24 protein-coding genes are annotated in these 22,859 nt (G+C 37.2%); 7 read left to right on the top strand and 17 right to left on the bottom strand.

Features of this window, described 5'->3' with window-relative positions; all coding sequences use genetic code 11:
• Positions 1–67 precede the first annotated feature (67 nt).
• The 5 genes from RE431_RS00815 to RE431_RS00795 all read right to left on the bottom strand — a co-directional run bounded on the left by RE431_RS00815 (position 68) and on the right by RE431_RS00795 (position 5,013).
• Positions 68–1,222 (bottom strand): beta-ketoacyl synthase N-terminal-like domain-containing protein, encoded by a 1,155-nt coding sequence (locus RE431_RS00815; protein ID WP_309560062.1) that lies wholly within the window; start codon positions 1,220–1,222, stop codon positions 68–70.
• Positions 1,223–1,279: 57 nt separating this feature from the next.
• Positions 1,280–1,879, bottom strand: a complete 600-nt coding sequence (locus RE431_RS00810; RefSeq protein WP_309560061.1) for an SET domain-containing protein — start codon at positions 1,877–1,879, stop codon at positions 1,280–1,282.
• 76 nt (positions 1,880–1,955) lie between these two features.
• Positions 1,956–3,245, bottom strand: coding sequence for an adenosylmethionine--8-amino-7-oxononanoate transaminase (gene bioA, locus RE431_RS00805; RefSeq protein ID WP_309560060.1), 1,290 nt, complete (start codon positions 3,243–3,245; stop codon positions 1,956–1,958).
• Positions 3,233–3,856, bottom strand: a complete 624-nt coding sequence (gene bioD / locus RE431_RS00800) for a dethiobiotin synthase (RefSeq protein WP_309560059.1) — start codon at positions 3,854–3,856, stop codon at positions 3,233–3,235. The genes bioA and bioD overlap by 13 nt, the downstream gene beginning before the upstream one ends.
• Positions 3,856–5,013, bottom strand: a complete 1,158-nt coding sequence (locus RE431_RS00795; protein ID WP_309560617.1) for an aminotransferase class I/II-fold pyridoxal phosphate-dependent enzyme — start codon at positions 5,011–5,013, stop codon at positions 3,856–3,858. The genes bioD and RE431_RS00795 overlap by 1 nt, the downstream gene beginning before the upstream one ends.
• 33 nt (positions 5,014–5,046) lie before the next feature.
• Here RE431_RS00795 and RE431_RS00790 point away from each other — a divergent pair, with 33 nt between their 5' ends.
• The gene (locus RE431_RS00790) at positions 5,047–5,499 is read left to right on the top strand and encodes an MgtC/SapB family protein (RefSeq protein ID WP_309560058.1); all 453 of its coding nucleotides are present in this window, start codon (positions 5,047–5,049) and stop codon (positions 5,497–5,499) included.
• Between the two features lie 3 nt (positions 5,500–5,502).
• Here the strand turns inward: RE431_RS00790 and mnhG are convergent, their stop codons facing one another.
• Genes mnhG through RE431_RS00755 form a run of 7 tightly spaced genes read right to left on the bottom strand, consistent with a single transcriptional unit; the run spans position 5,503 to position 11,293 of the window.
• Complete coding sequence (mnhG, locus tag RE431_RS00785) at positions 5,503–5,904, bottom strand: monovalent cation/H(+) antiporter subunit G (RefSeq protein ID WP_309560057.1); 402 nt, start codon at positions 5,902–5,904, stop codon at positions 5,503–5,505.
• A complete protein-coding gene (locus RE431_RS00780; protein WP_309560056.1) occupies positions 5,901–6,173 on the bottom strand; it encodes a cation:proton antiporter in 273 nt (90 codons plus the stop codon). The genes mnhG and RE431_RS00780 overlap by 4 nt, the downstream gene beginning before the upstream one ends.
• Positions 6,170–6,646: a Na+/H+ antiporter subunit E gene (locus RE431_RS00775; RefSeq protein ID WP_309560055.1), complete on the bottom strand. Its 477-nt coding sequence runs from the start codon at positions 6,644–6,646 to the stop codon at positions 6,170–6,172. Before RE431_RS00775 ends, RE431_RS00780 begins: the two co-directional genes overlap by 4 nt.
• Positions 6,647–6,652: 6 nt before the next feature.
• Entirely contained in the window at positions 6,653–8,167 is a 1,515-nt protein-coding gene (locus tag RE431_RS00770; RefSeq protein ID WP_309560054.1) for a proton-conducting transporter transmembrane domain-containing protein, read from the bottom strand.
• A complete protein-coding gene (locus tag RE431_RS00765; protein ID WP_309560053.1) occupies positions 8,164–8,517 on the bottom strand; it encodes a Na+/H+ antiporter subunit C in 354 nt (117 codons plus the stop codon). The genes RE431_RS00770 and RE431_RS00765 overlap by 4 nt, the downstream gene beginning before the upstream one ends.
• A gap of 1 nt (position 8,518) precedes the next feature.
• A complete protein-coding gene (locus RE431_RS00760; protein ID WP_309560052.1) occupies positions 8,519–8,935 on the bottom strand; it encodes an MnhB domain-containing protein in 417 nt (138 codons plus the stop codon).
• A gap of 3 nt (positions 8,936–8,938) precedes the next feature.
• The gene (locus RE431_RS00755; protein WP_309560051.1) at positions 8,939–11,293 is read right to left on the bottom strand and encodes a putative monovalent cation/H+ antiporter subunit A; all 2,355 of its coding nucleotides are present in this window, start codon (positions 11,291–11,293) and stop codon (positions 8,939–8,941) included.
• Between the two features lie 261 nt (positions 11,294–11,554).
• Between RE431_RS00755 and RE431_RS00750 the strand changes: the two genes are divergently transcribed.
• The 3 genes from RE431_RS00750 (at position 11,555) to RE431_RS00740 (ending at position 14,153) form a co-directional block, all read left to right on the top strand.
• Positions 11,555–12,118: a DUF2975 domain-containing protein gene (locus RE431_RS00750; protein ID WP_309560050.1), complete on the top strand. Its 564-nt coding sequence runs from the start codon at positions 11,555–11,557 to the stop codon at positions 12,116–12,118.
• 1 nt (position 12,119) lies between these two features.
• Positions 12,120–12,323, top strand: a complete 204-nt coding sequence (locus RE431_RS00745) for a helix-turn-helix domain-containing protein (RefSeq protein ID WP_309560049.1) — start codon at positions 12,120–12,122, stop codon at positions 12,321–12,323.
• Between the two features lie 63 nt (positions 12,324–12,386).
• Entirely contained in the window at positions 12,387–14,153 is a 1,767-nt protein-coding gene (locus tag RE431_RS00740; protein ID WP_309560048.1) for a M61 family metallopeptidase, read from the top strand.
• A 57-nt stretch (positions 14,154–14,210) separates the two neighbouring features.
• On the opposite strand, the gene RE431_RS00735 is transcribed toward RE431_RS00740, so the two are convergent.
• The 5 genes from RE431_RS00735 to RE431_RS00715 form a co-directional block, all read right to left on the bottom strand.
• On the bottom strand, positions 14,211–14,507 hold the full coding sequence (locus RE431_RS00735; RefSeq protein ID WP_309560047.1) for a FoF1 ATP synthase subunit delta/epsilon: 297 nt from the start codon (positions 14,505–14,507) through the stop codon (positions 14,211–14,213).
• 10 nt (positions 14,508–14,517) lie between these two features.
• Positions 14,518–16,029 carry a F0F1 ATP synthase subunit beta gene (gene atpD / locus RE431_RS00730; protein WP_309560046.1) on the bottom strand — a complete coding sequence of 504 codons (1,512 nt, stop codon included), beginning with the start codon at positions 16,027–16,029 and terminating at the stop codon, positions 14,518–14,520.
• A 269-nt stretch (positions 16,030–16,298) separates the two neighbouring features.
• Entirely contained in the window at positions 16,299–18,146 is a 1,848-nt protein-coding gene (gene glmS, locus RE431_RS00725) for a glutamine--fructose-6-phosphate transaminase (isomerizing) (protein ID WP_309560045.1), read from the bottom strand.
• An 8-nt stretch (positions 18,147–18,154) separates the two neighbouring features.
• A complete protein-coding gene (locus tag RE431_RS00720) occupies positions 18,155–19,702 on the bottom strand; it encodes a BamH family beta-barrel-assembly machinery protein (RefSeq protein WP_309560044.1) in 1,548 nt (515 codons plus the stop codon).
• Positions 19,703–19,753: 51 nt separating this feature from the next.
• The gene (locus tag RE431_RS00715) at positions 19,754–20,566 is read right to left on the bottom strand and encodes a glycogen/starch synthase (protein ID WP_309560043.1); all 813 of its coding nucleotides are present in this window, start codon (positions 20,564–20,566) and stop codon (positions 19,754–19,756) included.
• 110 nt (positions 20,567–20,676) lie between these two features.
• On the opposite strand from RE431_RS00715, the gene panC reads away from it, so the two are divergent.
• Genes panC through RE431_RS00700 form a run of 3 tightly spaced genes read left to right on the top strand, consistent with a single transcriptional unit; the run spans position 20,677 to position 22,858 of the window.
• The gene (gene panC, locus RE431_RS00710) at positions 20,677–21,528 is read left to right on the top strand and encodes a pantoate--beta-alanine ligase (protein ID WP_309560042.1); all 852 of its coding nucleotides are present in this window, start codon (positions 20,677–20,679) and stop codon (positions 21,526–21,528) included.
• Positions 21,529–21,536: 8 nt separating this feature from the next.
• Positions 21,537–21,887 carry an aspartate 1-decarboxylase gene (panD, locus tag RE431_RS00705; protein WP_309560041.1) on the top strand — a complete coding sequence of 117 codons (351 nt, stop codon included), beginning with the start codon at positions 21,537–21,539 and terminating at the stop codon, positions 21,885–21,887.
• Between the two features lie 5 nt (positions 21,888–21,892).
• The gene (locus tag RE431_RS00700; RefSeq protein WP_309560040.1) at positions 21,893–22,858 is read left to right on the top strand and encodes a lysylphosphatidylglycerol synthase transmembrane domain-containing protein; all 966 of its coding nucleotides are present in this window, start codon (positions 21,893–21,895) and stop codon (positions 22,856–22,858) included.
• The last annotated feature ends 1 nt before the right edge of the window (position 22,859 follow it).

The following is a 22,859-nucleotide window of genomic DNA, read 5'->3' as shown; positions in this document are numbered from 1 at the left end:
ATAACGAAAACTAAGGTTTAATAAGGAAAGCTACCGTAAGAATTATAAACGGGAATGCTAAAAATTTCTATTTTCTTCCAACAAGAATTGAAACTGCATTCCCTCCGAAACCTACGGAATTCACTATAATATTCTCTAATTTATCGGGTTGTTTTTTAAATTCTGAAAAAGGTACGGTCAGAAATCGCTGATTATCAAGCATCAAAATAGCCATTTGAAGGCTCAGAATTCCTGACGCAGCGAAACTATGTCCTGTTTTCCATTTATTACTCGTGATCGCGGGAATTTCCTCATCAAAAACAGATTTTACAGCATTTACTTCTGCCAGATCTCCTCCAATAGTTCCCGGAGCATGCATTACGATCCCATCAATATCCTTCGTTGCACAATTTTTCATGGCCATCTTCATTGACTTCTGAAGACATTCACCATTTTTACTCAACGAAGCACCATGTTTTAAAGTTTCATTCGCGTAACCAATGCCTTTGATCACTGCTTTTGAATTTTCATTCATTTCCGAAGTCAGGGAAACAATTCCGGCTGCTTCACTAAGTATCATGGAATTTTTTGATTTCTCTATATCCAGAGACCTACACGGGAAATCTAGATTTTCAGAAGCATAGATCTTCATCGCTCGCATTTGTGCAAGTGTAAAACCGGTTAATGGAGCTTCACTACCACCGGCTAAGAATGTATTAGCCATTCCGCTTTGCAGCCAGGCTATCGCGTTTAATATGGAATGCATTCCTGTAGAACAGGTAACGCTGTGTGAAAATTCAGGACCTTCTAACTGTAGATCTTGTGCAACCCAAGAAGAAATATTTCCCAGCGTTGTACTTGGCGAACTATACGTTGAGGATTTACCGGTCTTTATAAATTCTTCATGATATTTTTCAAAAAGACCAGTAGCCCCACGGCTACTTCCAACGTTGATACCCGCCTCGCGGTCTGAAATCTTAAGATCGCGAAAAGCTGACCTAGCTGCCAGGATCGCGAATAATACTGAATCATCCAGATATCGATATTTGGAATTTTCATTCCGCAGATCTATTACTTCTTTTTTTAGATTTTCGGGAAGATCACCGGTCCAGGAAAGCTGGTCTTTTTCTTCATTTAGTTGAAAAAAATGATCATCAGATAAATAATTTTTCCAGATCTCTTCTGGTGTATTTCCCAAAGGAGAAATAGTTCCGATTGAAGATATAGATACAGGCGTTTTCAAAAGCTTACTTTTTGAGCAAAAATAAGGCTGAATTAATGACTGGCTAAATTTCGGAACCTAAATTCTGCTTTTTTCAGGTTTAAAATAAAGTGTTTTGGTGGATAGCATTTGTACCTCGCTATTTGAAATTTTCCTGATCTCCTTTTTTAACTTATCAGATAGCAGTTCATATAAAGGCTGATCTAATTTTTCAAGCTCAGAAAATAATGGCTCCAGAATAGCATCCCATTCCCTATATAATTTAAGAGTGTCGTCAGGATTCACTTTTTTCCGCTCTGTGCCTTCATCCTCTGGAACAAAAGATTCGGTAAGGTTCAGATATCCATAATCATCGGTAAGCTCTTCATCTATCTGAATATCTCTAATCGCGACTTCAAAATTATAGGCGGTGGAAAGGCAGTTCGATTTAAAACTATGATTTACATATTTGGCGATATCCCAGCAAAGCACATGCTCTCCTTTTCTATTTCTGAAACTATACTTTTCCAGCATTTCCCTGGCCATAGGCTTGTAAGACTCAGGTTCTTCAGGAGCAAAAACCCGGTCTAGCTCATCCTGAACCCAGGTTATAGTTCCTTTAGGAATGATCTTAGTTGCAACCACACCAATTCCCTTTTCATCACTTATCCACTTCAACTTCGTATCAGGATGCATCATAATATTCAGATTAACCTATCTAAATTAGATAAAAATCGAATCCAAATTTTAAAAATGTTATCCTGAATGATTTTTTTTAAAACTCTGTAAGAGCACTTTCAATTACGGAATAAATTTTACTGAGCTCCTTGTCTGAAATTACAAATGGTGGTAAGATATAAATAGTGTTTCCAAGTGGACGTAGAAAAACACCATGATCCATAAAGAATTTGAATAGCTTATTTCGAAGACCGCCATAACGATCTGTTTCCACATCAAGTTCAAAAGCCATGATCACGCCTCGGCTTCTAACATTCTTGACCTTTGAATTGCCTTCTAACTTTTTACAGAATTCGATATTAGCCTCAGAAATGTGCTGAATATTAGCCTGTATATCTTTAGAAACCAGCAATTCTACTCCTGCCAATGCTGCAACACAAGCGAGAGGATTTGCAGTGTAGGTATGACCATGAAAAAGTCCTTTTGCAATATCGTCGGAATAAAATGCTCCGTAAATTTTCATGGAGCAGGAAGTAAGACCCATTGGCAGCAACCCAGCAGTAAGCGCTTTAGACATACAAACTACATCTGGTTTTTCAGTGATATGATCTGAAGCAAAATATTTTCCTGTTTTCCCAAAACCGGTCATTACTTCATCTGCAACGAGGATAATTTCATTTTCCCGGCATTTCTTCAAGATGGCATTTAGACCTTCAGGATCATGAAATTTCATTGCGGCCGCCCCTTGAATTAAAGGTTCATAAATAAATCCGGCGATATTATGTTTCTCTATCTTCTCCTCTAGAATTGACAAAACTTCGGAAGTATTGTCCTTCGTCGGAACAGGAATTCTTTCAACTCTGATAAAATGATCTTCGAAAGCTCCATTATAAACCGAAAGTCCCGAAACCGACATGGCACCAAAAGTATCTCCATGAAATCCTTCTTCAAAAGCCAGCATCACTTTACGATCATTCCCAAGATTATGATGATATTGCAAAGCCATTTTTATTCCAATTTCTGTGGCGGTAGAACCATTATCATTGAAGAACAATTTTTGCTGACCATCAGGCAGGATCTTCACCAGAGCTTCAGATAATTTGATCGCCGGTTCATGAGTGAATCCGCTAAAAACAACCTGATCTAATTGCTGCATTTGCTCAGCTACCTTTCCAGTAATATATTCATTACAATGGCCATATACAGCGGTATACCAGGAGGAAATTCCGTCGATATATTCTTTCCCATTTTCATCGGTCAAAAGACATCCTTTTGCTTTTTTTATCGCCAGCATTTCAGGACTGGTTTTATGCTGGGTAAGCGGATGCCATAAATGTTTTTTATCTCTATCTGAAAGACTTTCTTTCGCCATTTCTATATCTCGCATAATCTCTTTCTAAATTTTTCAGCATATTCCCTGATCACCATCTGGTCAAAATATGGCTCTTCATCAATTCTACCAATAACGCCTACATTTCCTATTTTTCTGATAGCAGCTTCTGTGGTTGGATGTTCTGCGCCGCTAAAGATGACCCCAATTTTACTTAATCCTCTACTTTTTAATGCTTCTATACTTAACAATGTATGGTTAATGCTTCCTAAATAATGTCTCGAAACAAGAATAACAATATCTTCATTTGAAATAAGATCGGCAATAACTTCATCATCATTTATAGGAACCATTAGACCTCCAGCTCCTTCGATCACCAGATCCTTAGAAGTTTCAGGTCTCTTAATTTTTGAAACTTCGATCTTAATTCCATCTATTTCTGCTGCTGCGTGCGGACTCATTGGAGTTTCAAGCGCGAAGGCATTATCAAAAAAAACGGTTTCTTTATTACTCACCAGTTTCTTCAATTTATGAGAATCAGAATTATCCAGATCACCTGCCTGTATCGGCTTCCAGTAATCACCTTGAATAGATTCAGTAATAATTGCTGAAACCACAGTTTTCCCAACTTCAGTTCCTATTCCCGTAATAAAGTATGTTTTCGGCATTATTGATTATTTGCCACAAAATTACCCAAGACTTTTAAGACCTCCGAGATTTCTGCAAAGGAATTGTAGCTATGAATGCAAAATCTTAAACGTTCACTTCCCCTTGAAACTGTTGGTGAAAGGATTGGCTTTACATTAAAGTTCTTTTTCTCCAGTAAGTCGGCTACCATTTTTACATCATCGTTCCCTGAAATTACACAGGCCTGAATAGCAGAATCACTTTTGATAAAGATATTCTCAAGATGATTATTTAAAATCTCCTTTTTAAAATGCTGAATATTTTGATGCAATTTTTCAAGTGATGACTGGTCTTTTTCCAGAAATCTATACGCTGAGCTTATCGTTGCCACACTATGCGGAGAAAGCGCAGTGGTATAAATTAAACTACGTGAAAAATTGATGAGATAATTCTTAAGATCGCTCCCGCCCAGGATTGCTGCTCCGTGGCAGCCCATTGCCTTTCCAAAAGTATGAATTCGTGCAAAAATTTTGTTCTCCACGCTCATTTCCTGAACCAATCCTACCCCATTTTTTCCAATTACTCCTGTAGCGTGGGCTTCATCAACGATCAATGATGCCTGGTGATCTTCACATAATTCAGCAAGCTTCTCCAGATTTGGCGAATCACCGTCCATAGAAAATACAGATTCTGTCACTACATAAATTTCAGAATTTTCAAATTCACTGTTGAATTTTGACAATTTCTTTTCAAGATCATCCAGATCGTTATGCCTGAATTTTACGCTTTTCGCTAAACTCATTTTAAGACCATCACGGATAGATGCATGAGAATATTCATCATAGATGATTAGATCATCCTTTTGAGGCACTGCTGAAAAGAAGCCAATATTTGCGTCGTAACCAGAATTAAAAATGAGAGCCGATTGAGAATTATGAAAACTAGCTAACTGATTCTCTACTATTTTGAACAATGGATGATTTCCAGATAATAATCGTGAACCCGTAGCGCCGTTCACAACTTTATACTCCTGCAAAAGTTTATGAGTTTGATCTGATATTTTTTTGGAACTTGAAAAACTGAGATAATCATTCGAAAAAAAATCTATCCCCTTAGAAATTAATGATAGTTTCCTAAAAGAATTGTCTTCTTTTCTGTTTTCAAGTTTTTTTTCTAATTTCTTCGGCAACTTATGCATGAAAACAAAAATACACATTCAATTGGTTAAACTATGAATTGGGAATTATTTGCACTTAGAGCTATTCTAGCAACCATCGCCGGGTTAATAATTGGTTTGGAACGTGAAATTCAGGGAAAAGAGGCTGGTTTAAAAACCAATGCGCTCGTCTCCTTAGGTTCAGCCATGTTCATTTTAATGTCGATGGAATTTGAGGGAGACAAATATGTAGATATCACTCGTGTTTTAGGCCAGGTAGTTGTTGGTATCGGATTTATTGGTGCAGGAACAATACTTGAGAAACAAAGAAAAGTAAAAGGTCTTACTACTGCTGCAACGGTGTGGTGTAGTGCCGCAACTGGATGTTTAGCAGGTTTCGGGATGTATACAGAACTGGGAATCGTGAGTGCAATTATCCTTATAATTAACCTTGTTTTTGGGTATATTGAACATAAAATGAAAAAGAAGGCGAAAGCCGAAGAAAATGATAAGGAAGAACAGGATTAAAACCTACTTATCCATTTTAGTGTGATCCACGTTATCTTCAGGCGTATCATCTACCACACTTTTTAAGATATGTGTGTTTTTTTGGTATTTACCTCTTAATTCATCCATCACAGATTTATCCCAAAGTTTTACTCCTATAAAATAAGACGCTCTACCTATTAGATGCGCGCTTACGGGAGCAGTAAGAAAAAGGAATAGGATGATTACGAAAGCTTGTGAGGTTACGTCGGCATTGCTGAAGTAAACTGTTGTAGACATTAAAACCAGACCAACTCCAAGGGTTGCAGCTTTAGTTGTAACAGATATTCTTAAATAAGTATCTGGCATTCTCACTAGCCCAATCGCCGCGAAAAGCACGAAAAGAGCTCCAAAAGTTGCTAATATTCCTATTATAATATCTATCATTTTCTTTTCCTTTTTTCCAGGTAATAAGATAAAGCTACCGTACTTAGAAACGCAATAAGCGCTAGAATAAGAGCAGTATCCATTAATGTAGATTGATTGTAGATAATACTATAAACAGCTATCACACCAATTCCTGTAGTAATTAGAAGGTCTAATGCCACGATCTTATCTGCAATACTTGGCCCTTTAATAAAACGCCATAAGATGAGCACTGCCGAAACGACTAGAACTGGTAAAATGATAAAATGTAAATATTCAAATAGTGTCATGATAGTACCTCCATTATTCTACGTTCAAATCCATCCTTAATACTACGTATGAATTTCTCTCTATCCTTAATGTACATCGCATGTACAAAAAGCACCTTCTTATCGTTAGACACATCGAGACTCAAGGTTCCCGGGGTTAACGAGATCATATTTGCCAGAACAGTGATCCCTATATCAGATTTCACATCTAAAGGAACCATAATAATTCCCGGGGTCATGTTCAGTTTTGGGGTTATTACTTCATAGGCAACCTCAATATTCGCTTTGATAAGCTCATAAAGAAAGAATACCAGTAAAATGATGATCTTAGGAACTATAAGAAAATATCTGCTTCTCTTACGACCCACTGTAATCAACCACAGAATATGGAAATTAAGGAAGAATCCAAAAAGATAATTTTCGAATGAAAAATCTCCTGTCAGGGCAACCCAGACAAAGGTCAATAATATGTTCGAAAGAAATTTATTCTTCATTATTCCTTAATTCTTCGATTTTAAAACAGCGTCTATATAACCCTGACTATTCACCAACTCATCTGCTATCCTTGCAGATAACTCCTGAATATGTTCCGCACCAAAACCTATATACAAAGATACTATACTCAAAAGAGTCACCGGAACGATGAACTGCATTCTCTTTGCTTTGGTCATCTTAGAGAAATATCCAAAATTACTTCTCAACGGAAGTTCCTTGTCTTCTTTCCAGAATACTTCGGCCCATAATTTAGCGATGATCACCAAAGTGATAAAACTTGCAAAAATGATCGCGCCAACTGTGATATAAGATTCATTAATAAAACCTGATTTAATCAGATTGATCTTTGGCCAGAATCCTGATAAAGGCGGAATTCCTACTAATGAAAATAATGGGATAAAAAGAAGCAAACTGATTTTTGGCCATTTTGCATAGATCCCTCCCAGATCACGCATGCTGTTAGTCCCTTTAATTCTATAAACAACACCGCTAAGCATGAAAAGGTTCGTTTTTACGATAATATCATGAATAAGGTAAAAAATAGCCCCCGCAATGGCAATTTCAGTAAACATTCCAAGCCCGGCAATCATATATCCAATATGACAAATGATTAGGTATGAAAATACCTTTCTCATGTTATTCTGTACCAGAGCTCCTATCCCACCACTTACAAGCGTTAGAATAGCTATGATCATAATAATATTATTCAGGAATGGATCATCCACAAAGATGAGCGTGAAGACTCTTATTAGAGCATAAACACCAACTTTGGTTAGCAATCCTCCGAAAATTGCCGAAACAGCAAAAGGCGGTGTATGATAGGAAGCAGGAAGCCAGAAATAAAGCGGAAACACCCCTGCCTTTATTCCGAAGCCTATTAAGAACAATAATGCTGTGATCTGTACAAGTCCACGATTTTCAACCATCGCGATCTGACCTGCAAGATCTGCCATGTTCAGGCTACCAGTGATTCCGTATAATACAGCAATTGCCGTAAGAAAGATCATGGAAGCAAGAATATTCAGTGTAAAATATTTCACTGCTCCTTCAAGCTGAGCCTTTTCTCCTCCTATTGTAATAAGTACAAATGAACTTATGATAATGATCTCGAACCAAACATATAAGTTAAAGATATCCCCGGTAAGAAATGCTCCATTAAGTCCCAGAAGCAGGAAGTGAAATATCGGGAAATAACCGAATCGCAGCCTGTCTTTTAATACGGATGCCCCGGAAAATATGGATACTGCCAAACCTGAAATCGCCGTCAAAAGCACTAATGTGGCTGAAAGCATATCGGCTACAAAAGTAATCCCAAATGGTGCTTCCCAGTTACCCGCCTGAACAGTCTGAGTTCCATTATTCCAGATGAAGGTAAACACCCAAATGGCCAATCCTAAACTAAGAACACTTCCGAAGACACTAAATACCTTCTGAAACTTAATTTTAGACCAGCCGAACATCAGGATGATACTGATGGCCATCTGAAGAAATAATGGATATAATATTAATTGTTCGTTCATGAATCTTCGTCGGTTGCGTTCATTTCATCAAGATCATCAGTTCTAACAACCGTATGGGCTCTTTTAACCAATACGATCGCAAAAGACTGCAGACCAAAACTAATAACGATTGCTGTAAGAATTAGGGCCTGCGGAACAGGATCGGCAAAGGCTTCTGCAAAAACTTTAGCGTCTCCAGCAATGATAGGAGGTGCTCCTTTTGTGATCCTCCCCAATAAAAATATTAGCAGGTTGGCTCCATTACCCAGTAAAATAATTCCAATGATAAGTTTAACCATACTTCGGCGCAGCATCATATAGATACCAGTTCCATATAAAATTCCTACCATTAATGCTAAAAGGATCTCCATATCAGGCCGATTCTGAAATTGTAAAAATTATGGTTAAGGTCACCCCGTTCACTACGAGGTAAACACCTATATCAAAAAATAATGCTGATCCTACATGACCTAAGATAGCTACTGCATCGTGAGACCAAAGACCTGTCATAAAAGGCAGATCAAATAGCGCCACAGGAGCAAAACCACTTAAAAATGATATTGCTAAACCAACAGGCAGTAAAAAGCCAGGGTGCATTATCAATAATTCTTTTGTCTTATTTAAACCATTCGCGAATGAATGCAGTATAAATGCGATCGATGCGATTAAACCACCAACAAATCCTCCACCAGGCAAGTAGTGCCCGCGAAGAAGTATAAAAATAGAAAACACCAACAGTACCGGCAAAAGGTAGTTAGAAGCTGTTTTTAAGATTATAGTAGTTCGCATGCTTTATTTTTTCTTTTTCTCGTTTTCGATATTCAGACTTCTATCAGCATACCTTCTTCTATCTTTCATCTTAAGTCTTAATTTCATTAATCCGAATACACCAACTGCAGCTATGGATAATACTGAAATTTCTATGAGTGTATCTGCACCCCTGAAATCTACCAGGATTACGTTCACCACGTTTTTCCCATGAGCTTCAATATAAGAGTTTGCCGCGTAAAAGTCACCAACCTCTTTACTTACCGGTTCAGAAAGAACTTCCAGAGCCAAAGTAGTAATGATCAATCCAAAAATCGTTGATAAGATACCATCTCTTAACCTCGTCTTATAATCAGATAGTTTCAGGTATTTTGGCAGTTTATAAAGTACGAGTACAAATAATATTACCGTTAGCGTATCTATAGAGAATTGCGTCATTGCAAGATCTGGCGCACTGTAGAATACGAAGATCAAACAAATGGAAAGTCCAACAACACCCATTGCAGCAACCGCGGCTAGCCTGGATTGCGTGAAAACCGTATAAAAGATTCCCGCAATCAAAATTAGGGTCGTGGTTATTTCGTAAACCGTGATCTTAGAAAGCGAATTATAATCAATGGCGAATCTTGTATTCCCGATCATGATATATCCAACCAACACCACGAGGAAAAGGATGATGATCGAAATGTAATTTCTTAAATATCCATTCTGGAAGAAATTGGTCCAGAAATTAGATATAACTACAAAAAGCTTATTAAATTTGTTCAGAATAGTTTCCGGAGCAATAAAATCAAGCTTTGCTATTCCATTTTCAAGTTTCTTCGACGGTTTAATGATAAAATATAAAGCCGTTCCAACACCTATGGTTATCAAACTAAGAATGAAGATCAGGTTGAAACCATGCCAAAGGGCAAGATGAATTTCAGAAGCATCTGCTCCCATTGCTTCTACAACCGGTTTAATCAAAGCTGATTCAATGATAAACGGAGCAACGCCAAAGACAACGCCCAGAATGGCTAATAATAAAGGTGGCCCCCACATGATAAAACCAGGCATCTTTACATCTTTATGCACTTCCGGAAGTTTACCAGTGAACGGTTTTATTCCCGCTACAAAACCAGCGTAGAGTAGTAATATTTTAGTTAGAACAATCGCGATCATAAGGAAGATCACAAGATTTTCAGCATGATAGGAAGCTTCATAAGTCAATTCTTTCCCCACAAATCCGATGGTAGGCGGTATACCGGCACTTGAGATCGCCGCAAGAATACCTGCGATACCAACCGGCAGCATAATCTTATTCAATCCTGAAAGTCTCGTAATATCCCTGGTATGAGTTTGATGATCTATTATTCCCGTTACCAGGAAAAGAGTTGCCTTGTAAAGCGCATGTACAATAATGAATACAGCTGCGGCCAAAAATGCTTCCTGAGTACCAAGCCCTGTTAAAAAGACGAGTATACCCAAAGCTGAAATTGTTGAGTATGCCAGAACCCCTTTAAGGTCTGTCCTGAAAATTGTATGAATTGCAGAATACAGCATGGTAAATCCACCGACAAGAATAAGGGTTGTATTCCAGATCTCTTCTCCTCCAAGCACAGGTGTAAAACGCATTAACAGGTAAACCCCTGCTTTTACCATTGTTGCCGAATGCAGATAAGTTGAAACCGGTGTTGGAGCCTTCATCGCTCCGGGTAACCAGAAATGAAATGGGAATTGTGCCGATTTTGTAAATGCCGCTCCAAAAATAAATAGAACAGCAAGGAAATATAATTCGTTTCCTCTAATCGCTTCACTCATGCTAAGCATTTCAGAAATGCTGTAGGTACCGCTGATGTTATTCAATAATAAAGCTCCGGCCAGTAGAAATAAGCCTCCAATACCGGTAATCCCAAGTGCTGTCATGGCCGACTTTCTTGAGGCTGGATTCGTATTATTAAATCCGATCAAAAAGAAAGATGAAATACTGGTCAACTCCCAGAACACAAACAGGGTGATCATATTATCTGAAAGAACCAAACCAAGCATGGCTCCCATAAATGAACCTAAATAACCATAAAACCTGTCCAGGTATTCATGCCCTTTTAGGTAGGAAGAAGTATATGCAAAAACCAGAAACCCAATTCCAGTGATCATTAATGAGAATAACAATGACAGCCCATCCAGCTTAAATCCAAGATCAACTCCAAACGATGGGATCCATTCATAAGATTTCATGATCACCTCTCCATTTGAAATGCGAGAAATGAATTGAGTGAAATAAATAAAAAGCCCTAAAGGAACTAAAGATGCAAGGATAGACAGCTTACCTTTAAAAAATCTTCCCGCAAAAACGAGAAAAATAGAAAATAAAAAACCTGTAAGAATTGCGGTAAGCATACTTAGTGAAATCTGTTTCCCGCAAATATAATAGTATTTATTGAAGAAATACTTCTAAGTAAACAGTTAATCAGCCAAGGTTTCCGGTATTTAAAGTTTCCGAAACATTAGAAAAAAGAGCCTTACAATTTTTTGAATTTTTCTTAATTCTATGGAAAAAGCACAAGAATTATTTCAAAAACGCTCGTTTCAAATTTTAAAAATTATTGTTTTTCAATAATTATTCTATATTTGTTATCGAAAAACAATAATTTATAATTCATGAATAAAAATAGTTTACTCAAAATAGCAACATTTCTATGCAAATTAATTAATGGTAGCTTTCTTCTGATTTTACTAATTCTGACTACCGTATTTATCCACTTCCAAATTGATCGTGATTTTTATGAAGGGTGGCATGCAGAGAAACCAACAATAAATAAGGCAATAAAGTTTCAAAAAGTTATTGGAGAAGAAACTTTAGATTCAAACGTGGTATATATGACCGACTGGAATACTACTTCACTATATTTTAATTATATAAAATTTTCCGGGATTTTCCTTCTTATGTATCTGTCTATACAACAATTTCAAAAAGTACTGGAATCTGTAGAGAACTTTGAGACTTTTAAAACTACAAATGTTCTGGCATTTCGAAGAATAGGGATCTATTGTTTGATAATTTCCGGGTTGTCCTGGATCACTTTATGGGATTTTGACAATTATCACGTTCGTAGATTTTCTATTGAATTTGATTTTCTAATCATTGCTCTACTGTGTTTTATTTTTGCTGAAATCTTTAAAGAAGGCAATCAGTTAATGGAAGAAAATCAACTCACAATTTAAGATGCCCATATATATAAACCTCGATAAAATTCTGGAAGAACGAAACATGAAAAGCAATGAGTTGGCTGAAATCATCGGTATCACCACGGCAAATCTTTCCATCTTAAAAACAGGGAAAGCAAAAGCGGTTCGATTTTCAACGCTCGAAGCCATTTGTGAAGCTCTGGATTGCCAGCCGGGAGACATCTTAGAATTTAAACCTTAATAGAATCTTACCAGTTTCCACCAGATAAAATTTTTACTTTAGAGCAAATATCAAAAATCAATTATGCACAAGATCTTATTAGCTTTTCTATTTCTAAGTTTTATCGGAAAAGCACAAACCAATTCTTATAAAATTTCCTTTGATAATGCGGTTCATCATGAAGCTAATGTGAAAATTAGTTTTCCTGAAGTTAAATCCAAAACCTTAAAAATTAGAATGAGTAGAACTTCTCCCGGACGTTATGCCCTGCATGAATTTGTGAAAAATGTCTACGGATTTAAAGCTACCAACAGCAAAGGAGAAGATCTTAAAGCGAAACGAAAAGACCCATATTCATGGCAGGTTAGTGATCATGACGGTACGGTAAATATTGAATATACCCTATTCGCTAATCGTGGTGACGGTACTTACTCGCAAATTGATGAAACTCACGCGCACTTAAATATCCCGGCCACATTTATGTATGCGGAAGAATTTAAGCACAGACCAGTAGATGTGACTTTTGACGTTCGTAAAGATTTAAATTGGAAAATTGCCACGCAACTAAAACAAAAATCTGGAAATACTTATACAGCACCAGATCTATACTATTTTATGGATAGCCCAACAGAGATCAGTGATTTCAGCATAAAGTCTTTTGAGCTTGACGGACAGGAGATTCAGTTTGTACTTCATCACCAGGGAACCAAAGAAGAATTCGATCAATATTTCGATCAGGTTGAGCGAATCGTAAAGCAGGAAAAAGCAGTTTATAATGAACTTCCTGAATTCGATTATGGAAAATACACCTTCCTGGCCTGTTATATGCCAAACGTTTCCGGTGACGGAATGGAGCATAGAAACAGTACGATCTTAACTGATACCGATGCTTTGGCTGATGGCGGAATGAATGCAAATATTGGAACTGTTGCCCATGAATTTTTTCACGCCTGGAATGTCGAAAGAATTAGACCTGATGAACTGGAGCCTTTTGATTTTTCAGAAGCAAATATGACCGGCTCTCTTTGGTTTGCTGAAGGATTTACGAGTTACTACACAGGATTAATGCTTTGCAGAGCTAAGGTTAGAAGTCAGAAAGAATATATTGAAGGTTTAGACGGTACTTTTAACTATGTATGGAATTCTCCGGCACTCGAATACTTTAGTCCAATTGAAATGAGTTATCAAGCGCCCTTCGTTGACGCAGCAACTTCTGTAGACCCAACAAATCGCGAGAATACATTCATTTCTTATTATTCCTACGGAAGCATTCTTGGATTGGCTCTGGATCTTTCATTGAGACAAGATGATCTTAATCTGGACGATTTCATGAAACTGATGTGGACTAAATTCGGAAAGAATGAAGTGGCCTATAAAATCGAAGACATTGAGGCAACTTTAAAGGAATATGCCGGCGATAAATTCGGAACCGAATTCTTCAACAAATATATCTACAATAGTGAAATGCCAGAATATGCAGAACTTTTAAAAACTGTTGGAGTAAAACTCGATAGATCTGAAGAAAATGATCTTGGCGTTTCTCTAAGCGAAACTGATAACGGACTTGAAATAAATAGAAATACTCTTAAATCCAGCGCAGCTTATAAAGCAGGTTTGGTTTCAGGTGATATTATCAAATCAATAAACGGCACCCCTATTGAATCTAAGGAGCAATTTGATAAAATAATTAGTGAGTCTTCAGGAACTGTAAAAATTGAATTTACAAGGTTCAACGAAAAGAGAAACACAGAAGCTAAACTTAATACTGATCCCACTTATACGATTAGCATAGACGACAAAGCATCAAAAGACGCGGTTAAAAATCGAGAAGATTGGCTCAGGTCAAAATAACTCAACGAAAAAGGCCTTTCAATTGAAAGGCCTTTTAAATATTATATGTTCTGAAAGTTAGTCAGCTAAAACAATAGCTTTGTTATCTTTCATTTCAAGAACTCCTCCTTTAATAGTGTAATAAAGAACATTTGGTTCAGAAGATTCAGATCTGAAACCAGACTGATCTTTTCTCTTCACCTCATTCTGACTTCCAGCTTTAAGATTGATCTTAACTTCGCCTTCAGTTAAAGTAGAAACTATAGGAGCGTGATTATTCAACATTTGAAATTCACCATCGCTACCAGGTACTTTTACCGCGTCTACTTCTGCTCTAAATACTACAGCTTCCGGAGTTACTATCTCTAAATACATCTAACTTATTTTAGTTTTCAGCAAGCATTTTCTCTCCAGCTTCGATCGCTTCTTCAATTGTCCCTTTAAGGTTGAAGGCAGCTTCAGGATACTTATCAAGTTCTCCATCCATGATCATATTGAAACCTTTGATAGTGTCTTTAATATCTACAAGCACTCCTTTAAGACCAGTAAACTGCTCTGCAACATGGAATGGCTGAGACAAGAAACGCTGAACACGTCTTGCACGAGAAACGGCAAGTTTATCTTCTTCAGAAAGTTCTTCCATACCAAGAATGGCAATAATATCCTGAAGTTCTTTATATCTCTGTAAAAGCTCTTTTACTCTTTGTGCACAATCGTAATGCTCGTTTCCAAGAATATCCGCAGTTAGAATTCTAGATGTTGAATCTAGAGGATCTACCGCAGGATAAATACCTAGCTCGGCAATTTTACGTGAAAGTACCGTTGTTGCATCCAGGTGGGCAAAAGTTGTTGCCGGCGCCGGGTCAGTAAGGTCATCCGCAGGTACGTAAACCGCCTGTACAGATGTAATAGATCCATTTTTAGTAGAAGTAATTCGCTCCTGCATTGCACCCATCTCTGTTGCAAGCGTTGGCTGATACCCTACCGCAGATGGCATACGTCCTAGAAGTGCAGACACCTCAGAACCAGCCTGTGTAAAACGGAAAATGTTATCTACGAAGAAAAGAACGTCCTTCCCCTGACCATCTCCAGCTCCATCACGGAAATATTCCGCAATCGTAAGTCCGGAAAGGGCAACACGTGCACGTGCTCCAGGTGGTTCGTTCATCTGTCCGAATACAAAGGTAGCCTTAGACTCCTTCATTACTTCTTTATCTACCTTTTGAAGATCCCATCCGCCTTTTTCCATAGAATGCATGAAATCATCACCGTATTTAATAATTCCAGATTCTAACATCTCTCTAAGAAGGTCATTCCCCTCACGAGTACGCTCACCAACTCCAGCAAATACTGAAAGTCCTCCGTGACCTTTTGCGATGTTATTAATCAATTCCTGAATAAGTACTGTTTTACCAACTCCTGCACCTCCAAAAAGACCAATCTTACCACCTTTAGAATAAGGCTCAATAAGGTCAATTACTTTAATACCAGTAAACAGAACTTCCGTAGACACAGATAAATCCTCAAATTTAGGAGCCTCACGGTGAATTGGAAGACCGTCAGCACCTTCTTTTGGTAAGTTTCCAAGACCATCGATAGCATCTCCAATAACATTGAAAAGACGTCCGTAAACATCTTTACCAACTGGCATTTGGATTGGATTTCCGGTAGCTAGTACTTCAACACCACGGCTAAGACCGTCGGTTGAGTCCATAGAAACAGTTCTCACGATATTTTCACCTATATGAGACTGTACCTCTAGAACTAAAGTAGAACCATCTTTTCTGGTGATTTCCAAAGAATCGTAGATCTTTGGTAGTTCAGCATTTTCTGAGTCGAACGCAACGTCAACTACAGGACCAATAATCTGGGCAACTTTACCTGTGACTTTAGACATTTATCTAATTCTTTAATTTTTAATAGTAAAATTCAAAAACCTAATTCCCTGATTAAAAAAAGTATAAACACGAAACAGGTCATTTTCAGGCTGCAAAGATAAATTTTTCTGGCAAAAATCATATTGAAATTTTGAGAAGTTTTCAATGTTTAGCAAAACAGCTAATAAACTGATTTAAAAGACTCAATTCAGCTCAATCTAATCTGAATTAAATGTAAAAAGCTCCATAGATGAATCTATGGAGCTTTGATATTCTATTTGTAAAATTTTTATTCTACTGTAACCGATTTTGCCAGGTTTCGAGGCTGATCAACGTTCTTACCTAATAATACTGCAATATGATATGACAGTAATTGTAATGGTATTGTAGTTAATAATGGAGTCAAGGATTCCATAGTTTCCGGAACTTCAATCACATAATCAGCAAGATCTCTTACCTCTTCATCTCCTTTGGTAACTATACCGATGATCTTACCTTTTCTTGATTTAATCTCCTGAATATTACTAACAACCTTCTCATAATGACCTTTTTTAGTAGCGATCACCACTACTGGCATTTGCTCATCAATAAGTGCGATAGGTCCGTGCTTCATTTCCGCAGCAGGATAACCTTCAGCATGGATATAAGAAATTTCCTTTAGTTTCAAAGCTCCTTCTAATGCCACAGGGAAGTTATAACCTCTACCTAAATAAAGACAGTTCGGTGCGTCCTTATATTTATCAGCAATTTCCTGGATAAGTTCATCAGACTTCAAAGCTTCTTTCACTTTTTCCGGAATTCTCTCAAGCTCCTGTAAATGGAACTGGAAATCTGAATTAGAAATCGTTCCCTTAAATTTTCCAAGCTTAAGCGCCATTAAAGTCAATACAGTGATTTGAGTAGTAAATGCTTTTGTTGAAGCAACACCAATTTCAGGCCCAGCATGTGTATAAGCACCTGCATGAGTTTCTCTTGAGATAGATGAACCTACTACATTACATACTCCAAAAGCGAATGCACCTTTCTCTTTAGCAAGTTTAATCGCAGCCATAGTATCGGCAGTTTCACCACTTTGAGAAATAGCAATCACCACATCATTCTCGGTAATCACCGGGTTTCTATATCTGAATTCTGAAGCATATTCAACCTCAACCGGAATTCTCGCGATATCTTCAAAGATATATTCTGCTACTAGTCCAGCATGCCATGAAGTACCACAGGCCACAATAATAATACGCTTTGCATTAGCAATACGTTCCATATTATCATCTACACCAGCCATCCTGATGATACCTTTATCAACCAGCATTCTACCTCTATAAGTATCGCTAATCGCGTTAGGCTGCTCATGAATCTCCTTCAACATGAAGTGCTCATATCCACCTTTTTCTATTTGCTCAAGGTTTAATTGCAGTTCCTGAATATAAGGATCAACTAAAGAGTCATCCTTGATCTTTCTGATCTTAACTTCCTTATGTCTTCTAATAACTGCCATCTCTCCATCTTCGAGATAGATTGCGTTATTGGTAAACTCAATAAAAGGAGATGCATCTGATGCTACGAAAAATTCATCTTCACCAACACCAATTGCCAACGGACTACCAAGTCTAGCCACAACAATCTCATCTGGTTTTGATTTATTGAAGACCGCGATTGCATAGGCTCCAATCGTTTGATTCAAGGCGATCTGTACGGCCTTACCCAATTTCACATCTTCCTTTTTGATTACATCTTCAATAAGGTTAACAAGAACCTCAGTATCAGTATCACTTTTGAAAGTGTAACCTCTTTTTTTCAATTCCTTTTTAAGCGCATCGTAATTCTCGATGATCCCGTTGTGAATAATCACAAGTTCTCCAGAATTTGAGTAATGAGGATGTGAGTTTACATCATTCGGCTCACCGTGAGTGGCCCATCTTGTATGACCAATTCCAACTGTACCGTTAGTAGAGATCTCATCCTCCAGACGGGTCTTAAGATCAGCAACCTTACCTTTTGTCTTACTCATTTTAAGTTCAGAACCATCGTAAAGTGCAATTCCAGCACTGTCATAACCTCTATATTCTAATCGCTGTAATCCTTTTAAAACAATAGGATAGGCTTCTCTATGCCCAATATATCCAACAATTCCACACATTTTTTCTACTAATTAAAGTTGGTATAATAAATATTTAATTTTAATCTTTTATCGTCATCAGCCGAAGTATTACCATGTAATACTGTACCGTATGGAGTTAACACAGATGCAGTAGGCACCTGCTTAACAATTCCCGATTCGTTTTTCACTGCAGCATTATCAATACCAGCTATACCACCCTGGTTATCTCTAACAACTACTGAGTTTATATTCGGAACAATTACCAAACCAAGTTTCACATTTTCAGCATCTTCATCATTAATGAGATTACTCACATGATTGGTAATTCTTAATCTATAATAAGACCCACTACCATCTTCAGCTATTTTTATAGGTTCAGAAAAAGTAGTTAATGAATTTTCTGGATTAAGTGTGTTTAGAGTCACATCTAATCCATAATCTGAAATAATAGTATTATTGGTAAGATCATATATATATAATCTCCTTGGTTGTAAGCTTTCGCTAGCCAGATCTTCCCTAACATAGAAAGTAAGATCTGCCTCGTTAATCAGCAATTCTTCCTCCCTTAGATTTGTTAGCACATCTTCATCTGGGAAAAGATCAATTACAGCCATGCTTCCCTCCTGACCTCTCAAATAAAGATTCTCTGATCCGGTTTCTGAAGATTGCCCGTTTATGTTCGCTAAAATATCTGATGGGAATTCGCCAGTATAAGTATTGAATCTATTAGCTCCTGAAAAATTCAAGGCATAGATACCTCGTGCTCTTTCCACCTCACCATCTTGATCTTCCTGGTCTGATGTATAGTACAACATGATTTTAGCATCAGAACTCGACAGATTAAATAAAATCTGACGATCGGTTCCATTTGATTCAGCCTTTAGAAAAAGACTTCTGAAATACTCCTGAAAATTACTATTATCTAATAGTTCAACAGAGCCTAGCTTGTTCACAATTTTCTCTTTAAAATAATCTACCGGCAAGTTGACTCTGAAAGCTGGCCTGTTAGTGATCGTATCGGTCTCTCCATCACTATCAAGTTCATAAGAAACATAAGATTCGGCCGAAGGTTCAAAATTATCCTGAGAATAAATTGGCTCTCCAAGAATGTTCTGCTCAATAATTCCCTGTTGATCTGAATAATATTTTTGACGTTGACCAAATTCAGCATCAGGATCCAGATTATTTAAAAAGTATCCGGTTTCGTAGATCTTCAAATTAAAAGAACCGCTTCCGTAAACAGAATCCAGTTCATATTCAATTTCTGACTCATCTTCATTAGATTCTACTTCCGTAGAAAAATATGGAATGGTCATTACTACACTATCCAACTGAATATTTTCTCCGAAATCTGGATCATCGTTAGATAGACTCAACTGAGTTACAATACTAGCAGTACTTTCGCCGTAAGTAGGATGATTCACAGTTCCAAGAAAATAGCTACTTAAACCATTTGTTTGAACTGCACTTAGCTTTTTAGAATATGCATTCACCTCAACCTGTCTCAATTCTACATTTGAAGGGTTATTTATGATCTCCCCTCCAATTTCCGTGAACTCTTCGTCACATGCTATAAAAGCGAAAACAACAGCCATTACAGCTGTTATTTTAAAAATTTTATTCAATCTCATTTAATACTTTTCTTACTATTCAGACAATACTTTAGTGTCGTAAAATTCCTGGTAGGCGTGAGAGAAATTTTCCTTTTCGGTATATGGAAGAACTGGTTTATTAAGCTTATCTATATATTTCTTCAAATCTTCCGGAACATTGTCTCCTCCCATTACTACAGCATCAGAATTATCTACAGCTGTTTTAATAAGGTTTACAAAGTTCGGAGTTTTCAAATGTTTCACATTAGAATTCTCCAGACCGTCGAATAAGATTTTCTCTCTCAACTCATCATCTAACGTTTCATCAAAACTTTGATTGTAAACAGAGGTAACAATTTTTGAATCTTTGAATAACGGCTCATTACCATAGTAGTTTCTAAGGTAAAGTGGAAGCAAAGATGCCAGCCATCCATGAACATGAATAATATCTGGTGACCAATTAAGCTTCTTTACTGTTTCAATAACTCCTTTCGCAAAGAAAATTGCTCTTTCATCATTATCAGAGAAGAGATTTCCGTCCTCATCAGTTAACGTAGCCTTTCTTTTGAAATAATCTTCATTATCAATAAAATAAACCTGCATTCTTTCCTTTGGGATAGAGGCGACTTTAATAATAAGCGGCATATCAAGGTCATTAATCACTAAGTTCATTCCAGATAAACGAATCACTTCATGCAATTGATGCCTGCGTTCATTAATATTACCGAACCTTGGCATAAAAATCCTGATTTGACCTCCAATATTGTTCACCATTTTTGCAGCTTCAAAAGAGGTTGAGGAGATATCAGTTTCAGGTAAGTAGGGTATAACTTCAGACGAGACGTATAACACTCTCTTATCTTTCATAAATTCTTTACTTTAGTTACGTTTCCGAATAAAAAACACGCAAAATTACAAAAATTTATGCAGATTGCCAGAGATATCTTAAGTTTGCACGCTGTTAATTTTATAATAAAATGCAGGTTTTTAGGGAGAAACAACCACTTATACAGGCTATTCAGAAGATAAAATCTGAAGGAAAAAGCATCGGATTAGTTCCAACTATGGGAGCTCTTCACGAGGGTCATCTCTCTTTGGTCAAAAATGCACAGAAAGATTCTGATCAGGTTGTGGTTAGTATTTTTGTGAATCCGACACAATTCGATAATCCCGAAGACCTGGAAAAATACCCGAGAAATCTGGAAAAAGATCTGGAATTATTAGAAAATGAACTTTCTAATATATGGGTATTTACACCAACAGCAAACGAGCTTTACGGCGAAACGATCTCTTCACAGAATTTTGATTTTGAAGGCCTGGAATCTGTAATGGAAGGAGAATATAGAACCGGACATTTTGACGGAGTTGGAACTGTTGTAAAACATCTTTTTGAGGCCGTAACTCCAGATAAAGCCTTTTTTGGAGAAAAAGATTTTCAGCAACTTCAGATCATTAGAAAATTAACTGAAAAAACCGGACTTCCGGTAGAGATCATTGGATGCCCTATTTTAAGAGAAGAATCGGGTCTTGCAAGGTCATCCAGAAATGAGCGTCTAAGTAGCCAGAATCGAAAGGAGGCCGCATTTATTTATGAAACCCTGAAAGATGCCAACCAGCTATTTGGCACAGAAAGTGCAGATTATGTGGTGAATTGGGTAGAAAATAAGTTTCAGAATAACCAATTTCTTAAACTTGAGTATTTTGAGATCGCCGATTCAGAGACTTTGAAAAAAATAAATCAAAAAGAAAAAGGAAAACAATACAGAGCATTCATTGCAGCCTATGCCGATGATATTAGACTGATAGACAATATTGCTTTGGACAACTAATTTTAGAAATGCAGATTCACGTAGTTAAATCAAAAATTCACAGGGTAAAAGTTACTGGCGCAGATCTTAATTATATTGGTAGTGTAACTATTGATGAAGATCTAATGGAAGCTGCCAATATTATTGAAGGCGAAAAAGTTCAAATCGTAAATAATAATAATGGTGAGCGCTTAGAAACATATGTAATCCCGGGACCACGAAATACCGGAGAGATCACTTTAAATGGTGCTGCGGCAAGAAAAGTTGCTAAGGGTGATATTCTTATTATAATTGCATACGGAATCATGGATCAGGAAGAAGCCAGAAACTTCAAACCTTCTCTTGTATTTCCAGATGAAGAAACCAATCTATTGAAATAGCATTTTTGAAAAAGAAGCTCATTAGAATATTAAAGATCAGCATCCCCTTACTTTTGGGAATTTTTTTGATCTGGTATTCTTTGAAAAGCTCTACACCCCAAGAGCGCGAAAACTTATGGCAAAGCATCGTTGACGCCAACAAGTTCTGGATTTTTGTTTCATTCTTTTTAGGTGCTGTATCTCATTTTTCCAGGGCATATCGTTGGAAGTATATGCTGGAACCCATGGGCTATAAAACTTCTCAATCCAACCGCTTTATGGCAGTTATGGTCGCATATCTGGCGAACTTCGGAATTCCTCGCTCTGGAGAAGTCTTAAGGGCAGTCACACTTTCAACTTACGAAGACGTTCCATTTGAAAAAGGTTTTGGAACAATTATATCCGAAAGGGTTGCAGATCTTTTAATATTAATGCTCATAATCGGGTTCGCCCTGATCCTTCAAACAGATGATCTTCTTGCATACCTTAATGACCAGAACATTAAACCTTTAAATACCTTTCTACTGTTTCTGGGATTAGTTGTAGTTATTATTATTGGCTTGAATATCGTAAATAGATCAAAATGGCTACCATTTCAAAAGATAAAAAAGCTTGCAAAAGGCCTGCTAGATGGTATGAAAAGCATCCTTAGGATGAAACAGAAATGGGCATTTATTTTCCATACTATTTTCATCTGGAGCATGTATCTTATCATGTTCTTTGTCATCAAGTTAAGCATTCCCGAAACTGCTGAAGCACCTCTAGGAATTATCATGGCGGCGTTTGTAGTAGGATCGTTTGCTGTATCTGCAACTAACGGAGGTATAGGAGTTTATCCCCTTGCCGTGGGCGGTGTTTTGATGTTTTTCGGCATTCAGGATCATGCTGCTGAAGCCTTCGGATGGATCTCCTGGGCAACGCAAACCTTTGTAGTCCTGATATTTGGAGGCTTATCCTTTATTTTACTCCCTCTTTTAAACAATCGGAAATAAT

It is taken from the genome of Christiangramia sediminicola (genome assembly GCF_031344135.1).
GTDB lineage: Bacteria > Bacteroidota > Bacteroidia > Flavobacteriales > Flavobacteriaceae > Christiangramia > Christiangramia sediminicola.
The sequence above is the reverse complement of the archived record's forward strand: the minus strand, read 5'-3'. Positions and strand labels throughout refer to the sequence as shown.

Bases quoted from the DNA above. Each gene is read 5' to 3' on its own strand.
- RE431_RS00810 (WP_309560061.1), bottom strand. From the start codon at position 1,879: ATGATGCATCCTGATACGAAGTTGAAGTGGATAAGTGATGAAAAGGGA.
- bioA (WP_309560060.1), bottom strand. From the start codon at position 3,245: ATGCGAGATATAGAAATGGCGAAAGAAAGTCTTTCAGATAGAGATAAA.
- bioD (WP_309560059.1), bottom strand. From the start codon at position 3,856: ATGCCGAAAACATACTTTATTACGGGAATAGGAACTGAAGTTGGGAAA.
- RE431_RS00795 (WP_309560617.1), bottom strand. From the start codon at position 5,013: ATGCATAAGTTGCCGAAGAAATTAGAAAAAAAACTTGAAAACAGAAAA.
- RE431_RS00790 (WP_309560058.1), top strand. From the start codon at position 5,047: ATGAATTGGGAATTATTTGCACTTAGAGCTATTCTAGCAACCATCGCC.
- mnhG (WP_309560057.1), bottom strand. From the start codon at position 5,904: ATGATAGATATTATAATAGGAATATTAGCAACTTTTGGAGCTCTTTTC.
- RE431_RS00780 (WP_309560056.1), bottom strand. From the start codon at position 6,173: ATGACACTATTTGAATATTTACATTTTATCATTTTACCAGTTCTAGTC.
- RE431_RS00775 (WP_309560055.1), bottom strand. From the start codon at position 6,646: ATGAAGAATAAATTTCTTTCGAACATATTATTGACCTTTGTCTGGGTT.
- RE431_RS00770 (WP_309560054.1), bottom strand. From the start codon at position 8,167: ATGAACGAACAATTAATATTATATCCATTATTTCTTCAGATGGCCATC.
- RE431_RS00765 (WP_309560053.1), bottom strand. From the start codon at position 8,517: ATGGAGATCCTTTTAGCATTAATGGTAGGAATTTTATATGGAACTGGT.
- RE431_RS00760 (WP_309560052.1), bottom strand. From the start codon at position 8,935: ATGCGAACTACTATAATCTTAAAAACAGCTTCTAACTACCTTTTGCCG.
- RE431_RS00755 (WP_309560051.1), bottom strand. From the start codon at position 11,293: ATGCTTACCGCAATTCTTACAGGTTTTTTATTTTCTATTTTTCTCGTT.
- RE431_RS00750 (WP_309560050.1), top strand. From the start codon at position 11,555: ATGAATAAAAATAGTTTACTCAAAATAGCAACATTTCTATGCAAATTA.
- RE431_RS00745 (WP_309560049.1), top strand. From the start codon at position 12,120: ATGCCCATATATATAAACCTCGATAAAATTCTGGAAGAACGAAACATG.
- RE431_RS00740 (WP_309560048.1), top strand. From the start codon at position 12,387: ATGCACAAGATCTTATTAGCTTTTCTATTTCTAAGTTTTATCGGAAAA.
- RE431_RS00735 (WP_309560047.1), bottom strand. From the start codon at position 14,507: ATGTATTTAGAGATAGTAACTCCGGAAGCTGTAGTATTTAGAGCAGAA.
- atpD (WP_309560046.1), bottom strand. From the start codon at position 16,029: ATGTCTAAAGTCACAGGTAAAGTTGCCCAGATTATTGGTCCTGTAGTT.
- glmS (WP_309560045.1), bottom strand. From the start codon at position 18,146: ATGTGTGGAATTGTTGGATATATTGGGCATAGAGAAGCCTATCCTATT.
- RE431_RS00720 (WP_309560044.1), bottom strand. From the start codon at position 19,702: ATGGCTGTTGTTTTCGCTTTTATAGCATGTGACGAAGAGTTCACGGAA.
- RE431_RS00715 (WP_309560043.1), bottom strand. From the start codon at position 20,566: ATGAAAGATAAGAGAGTGTTATACGTCTCGTCTGAAGTTATACCCTAC.
- panC (WP_309560042.1), top strand. From the start codon at position 20,677: ATGCAGGTTTTTAGGGAGAAACAACCACTTATACAGGCTATTCAGAAG.
- panD (WP_309560041.1), top strand. From the start codon at position 21,537: ATGCAGATTCACGTAGTTAAATCAAAAATTCACAGGGTAAAAGTTACT.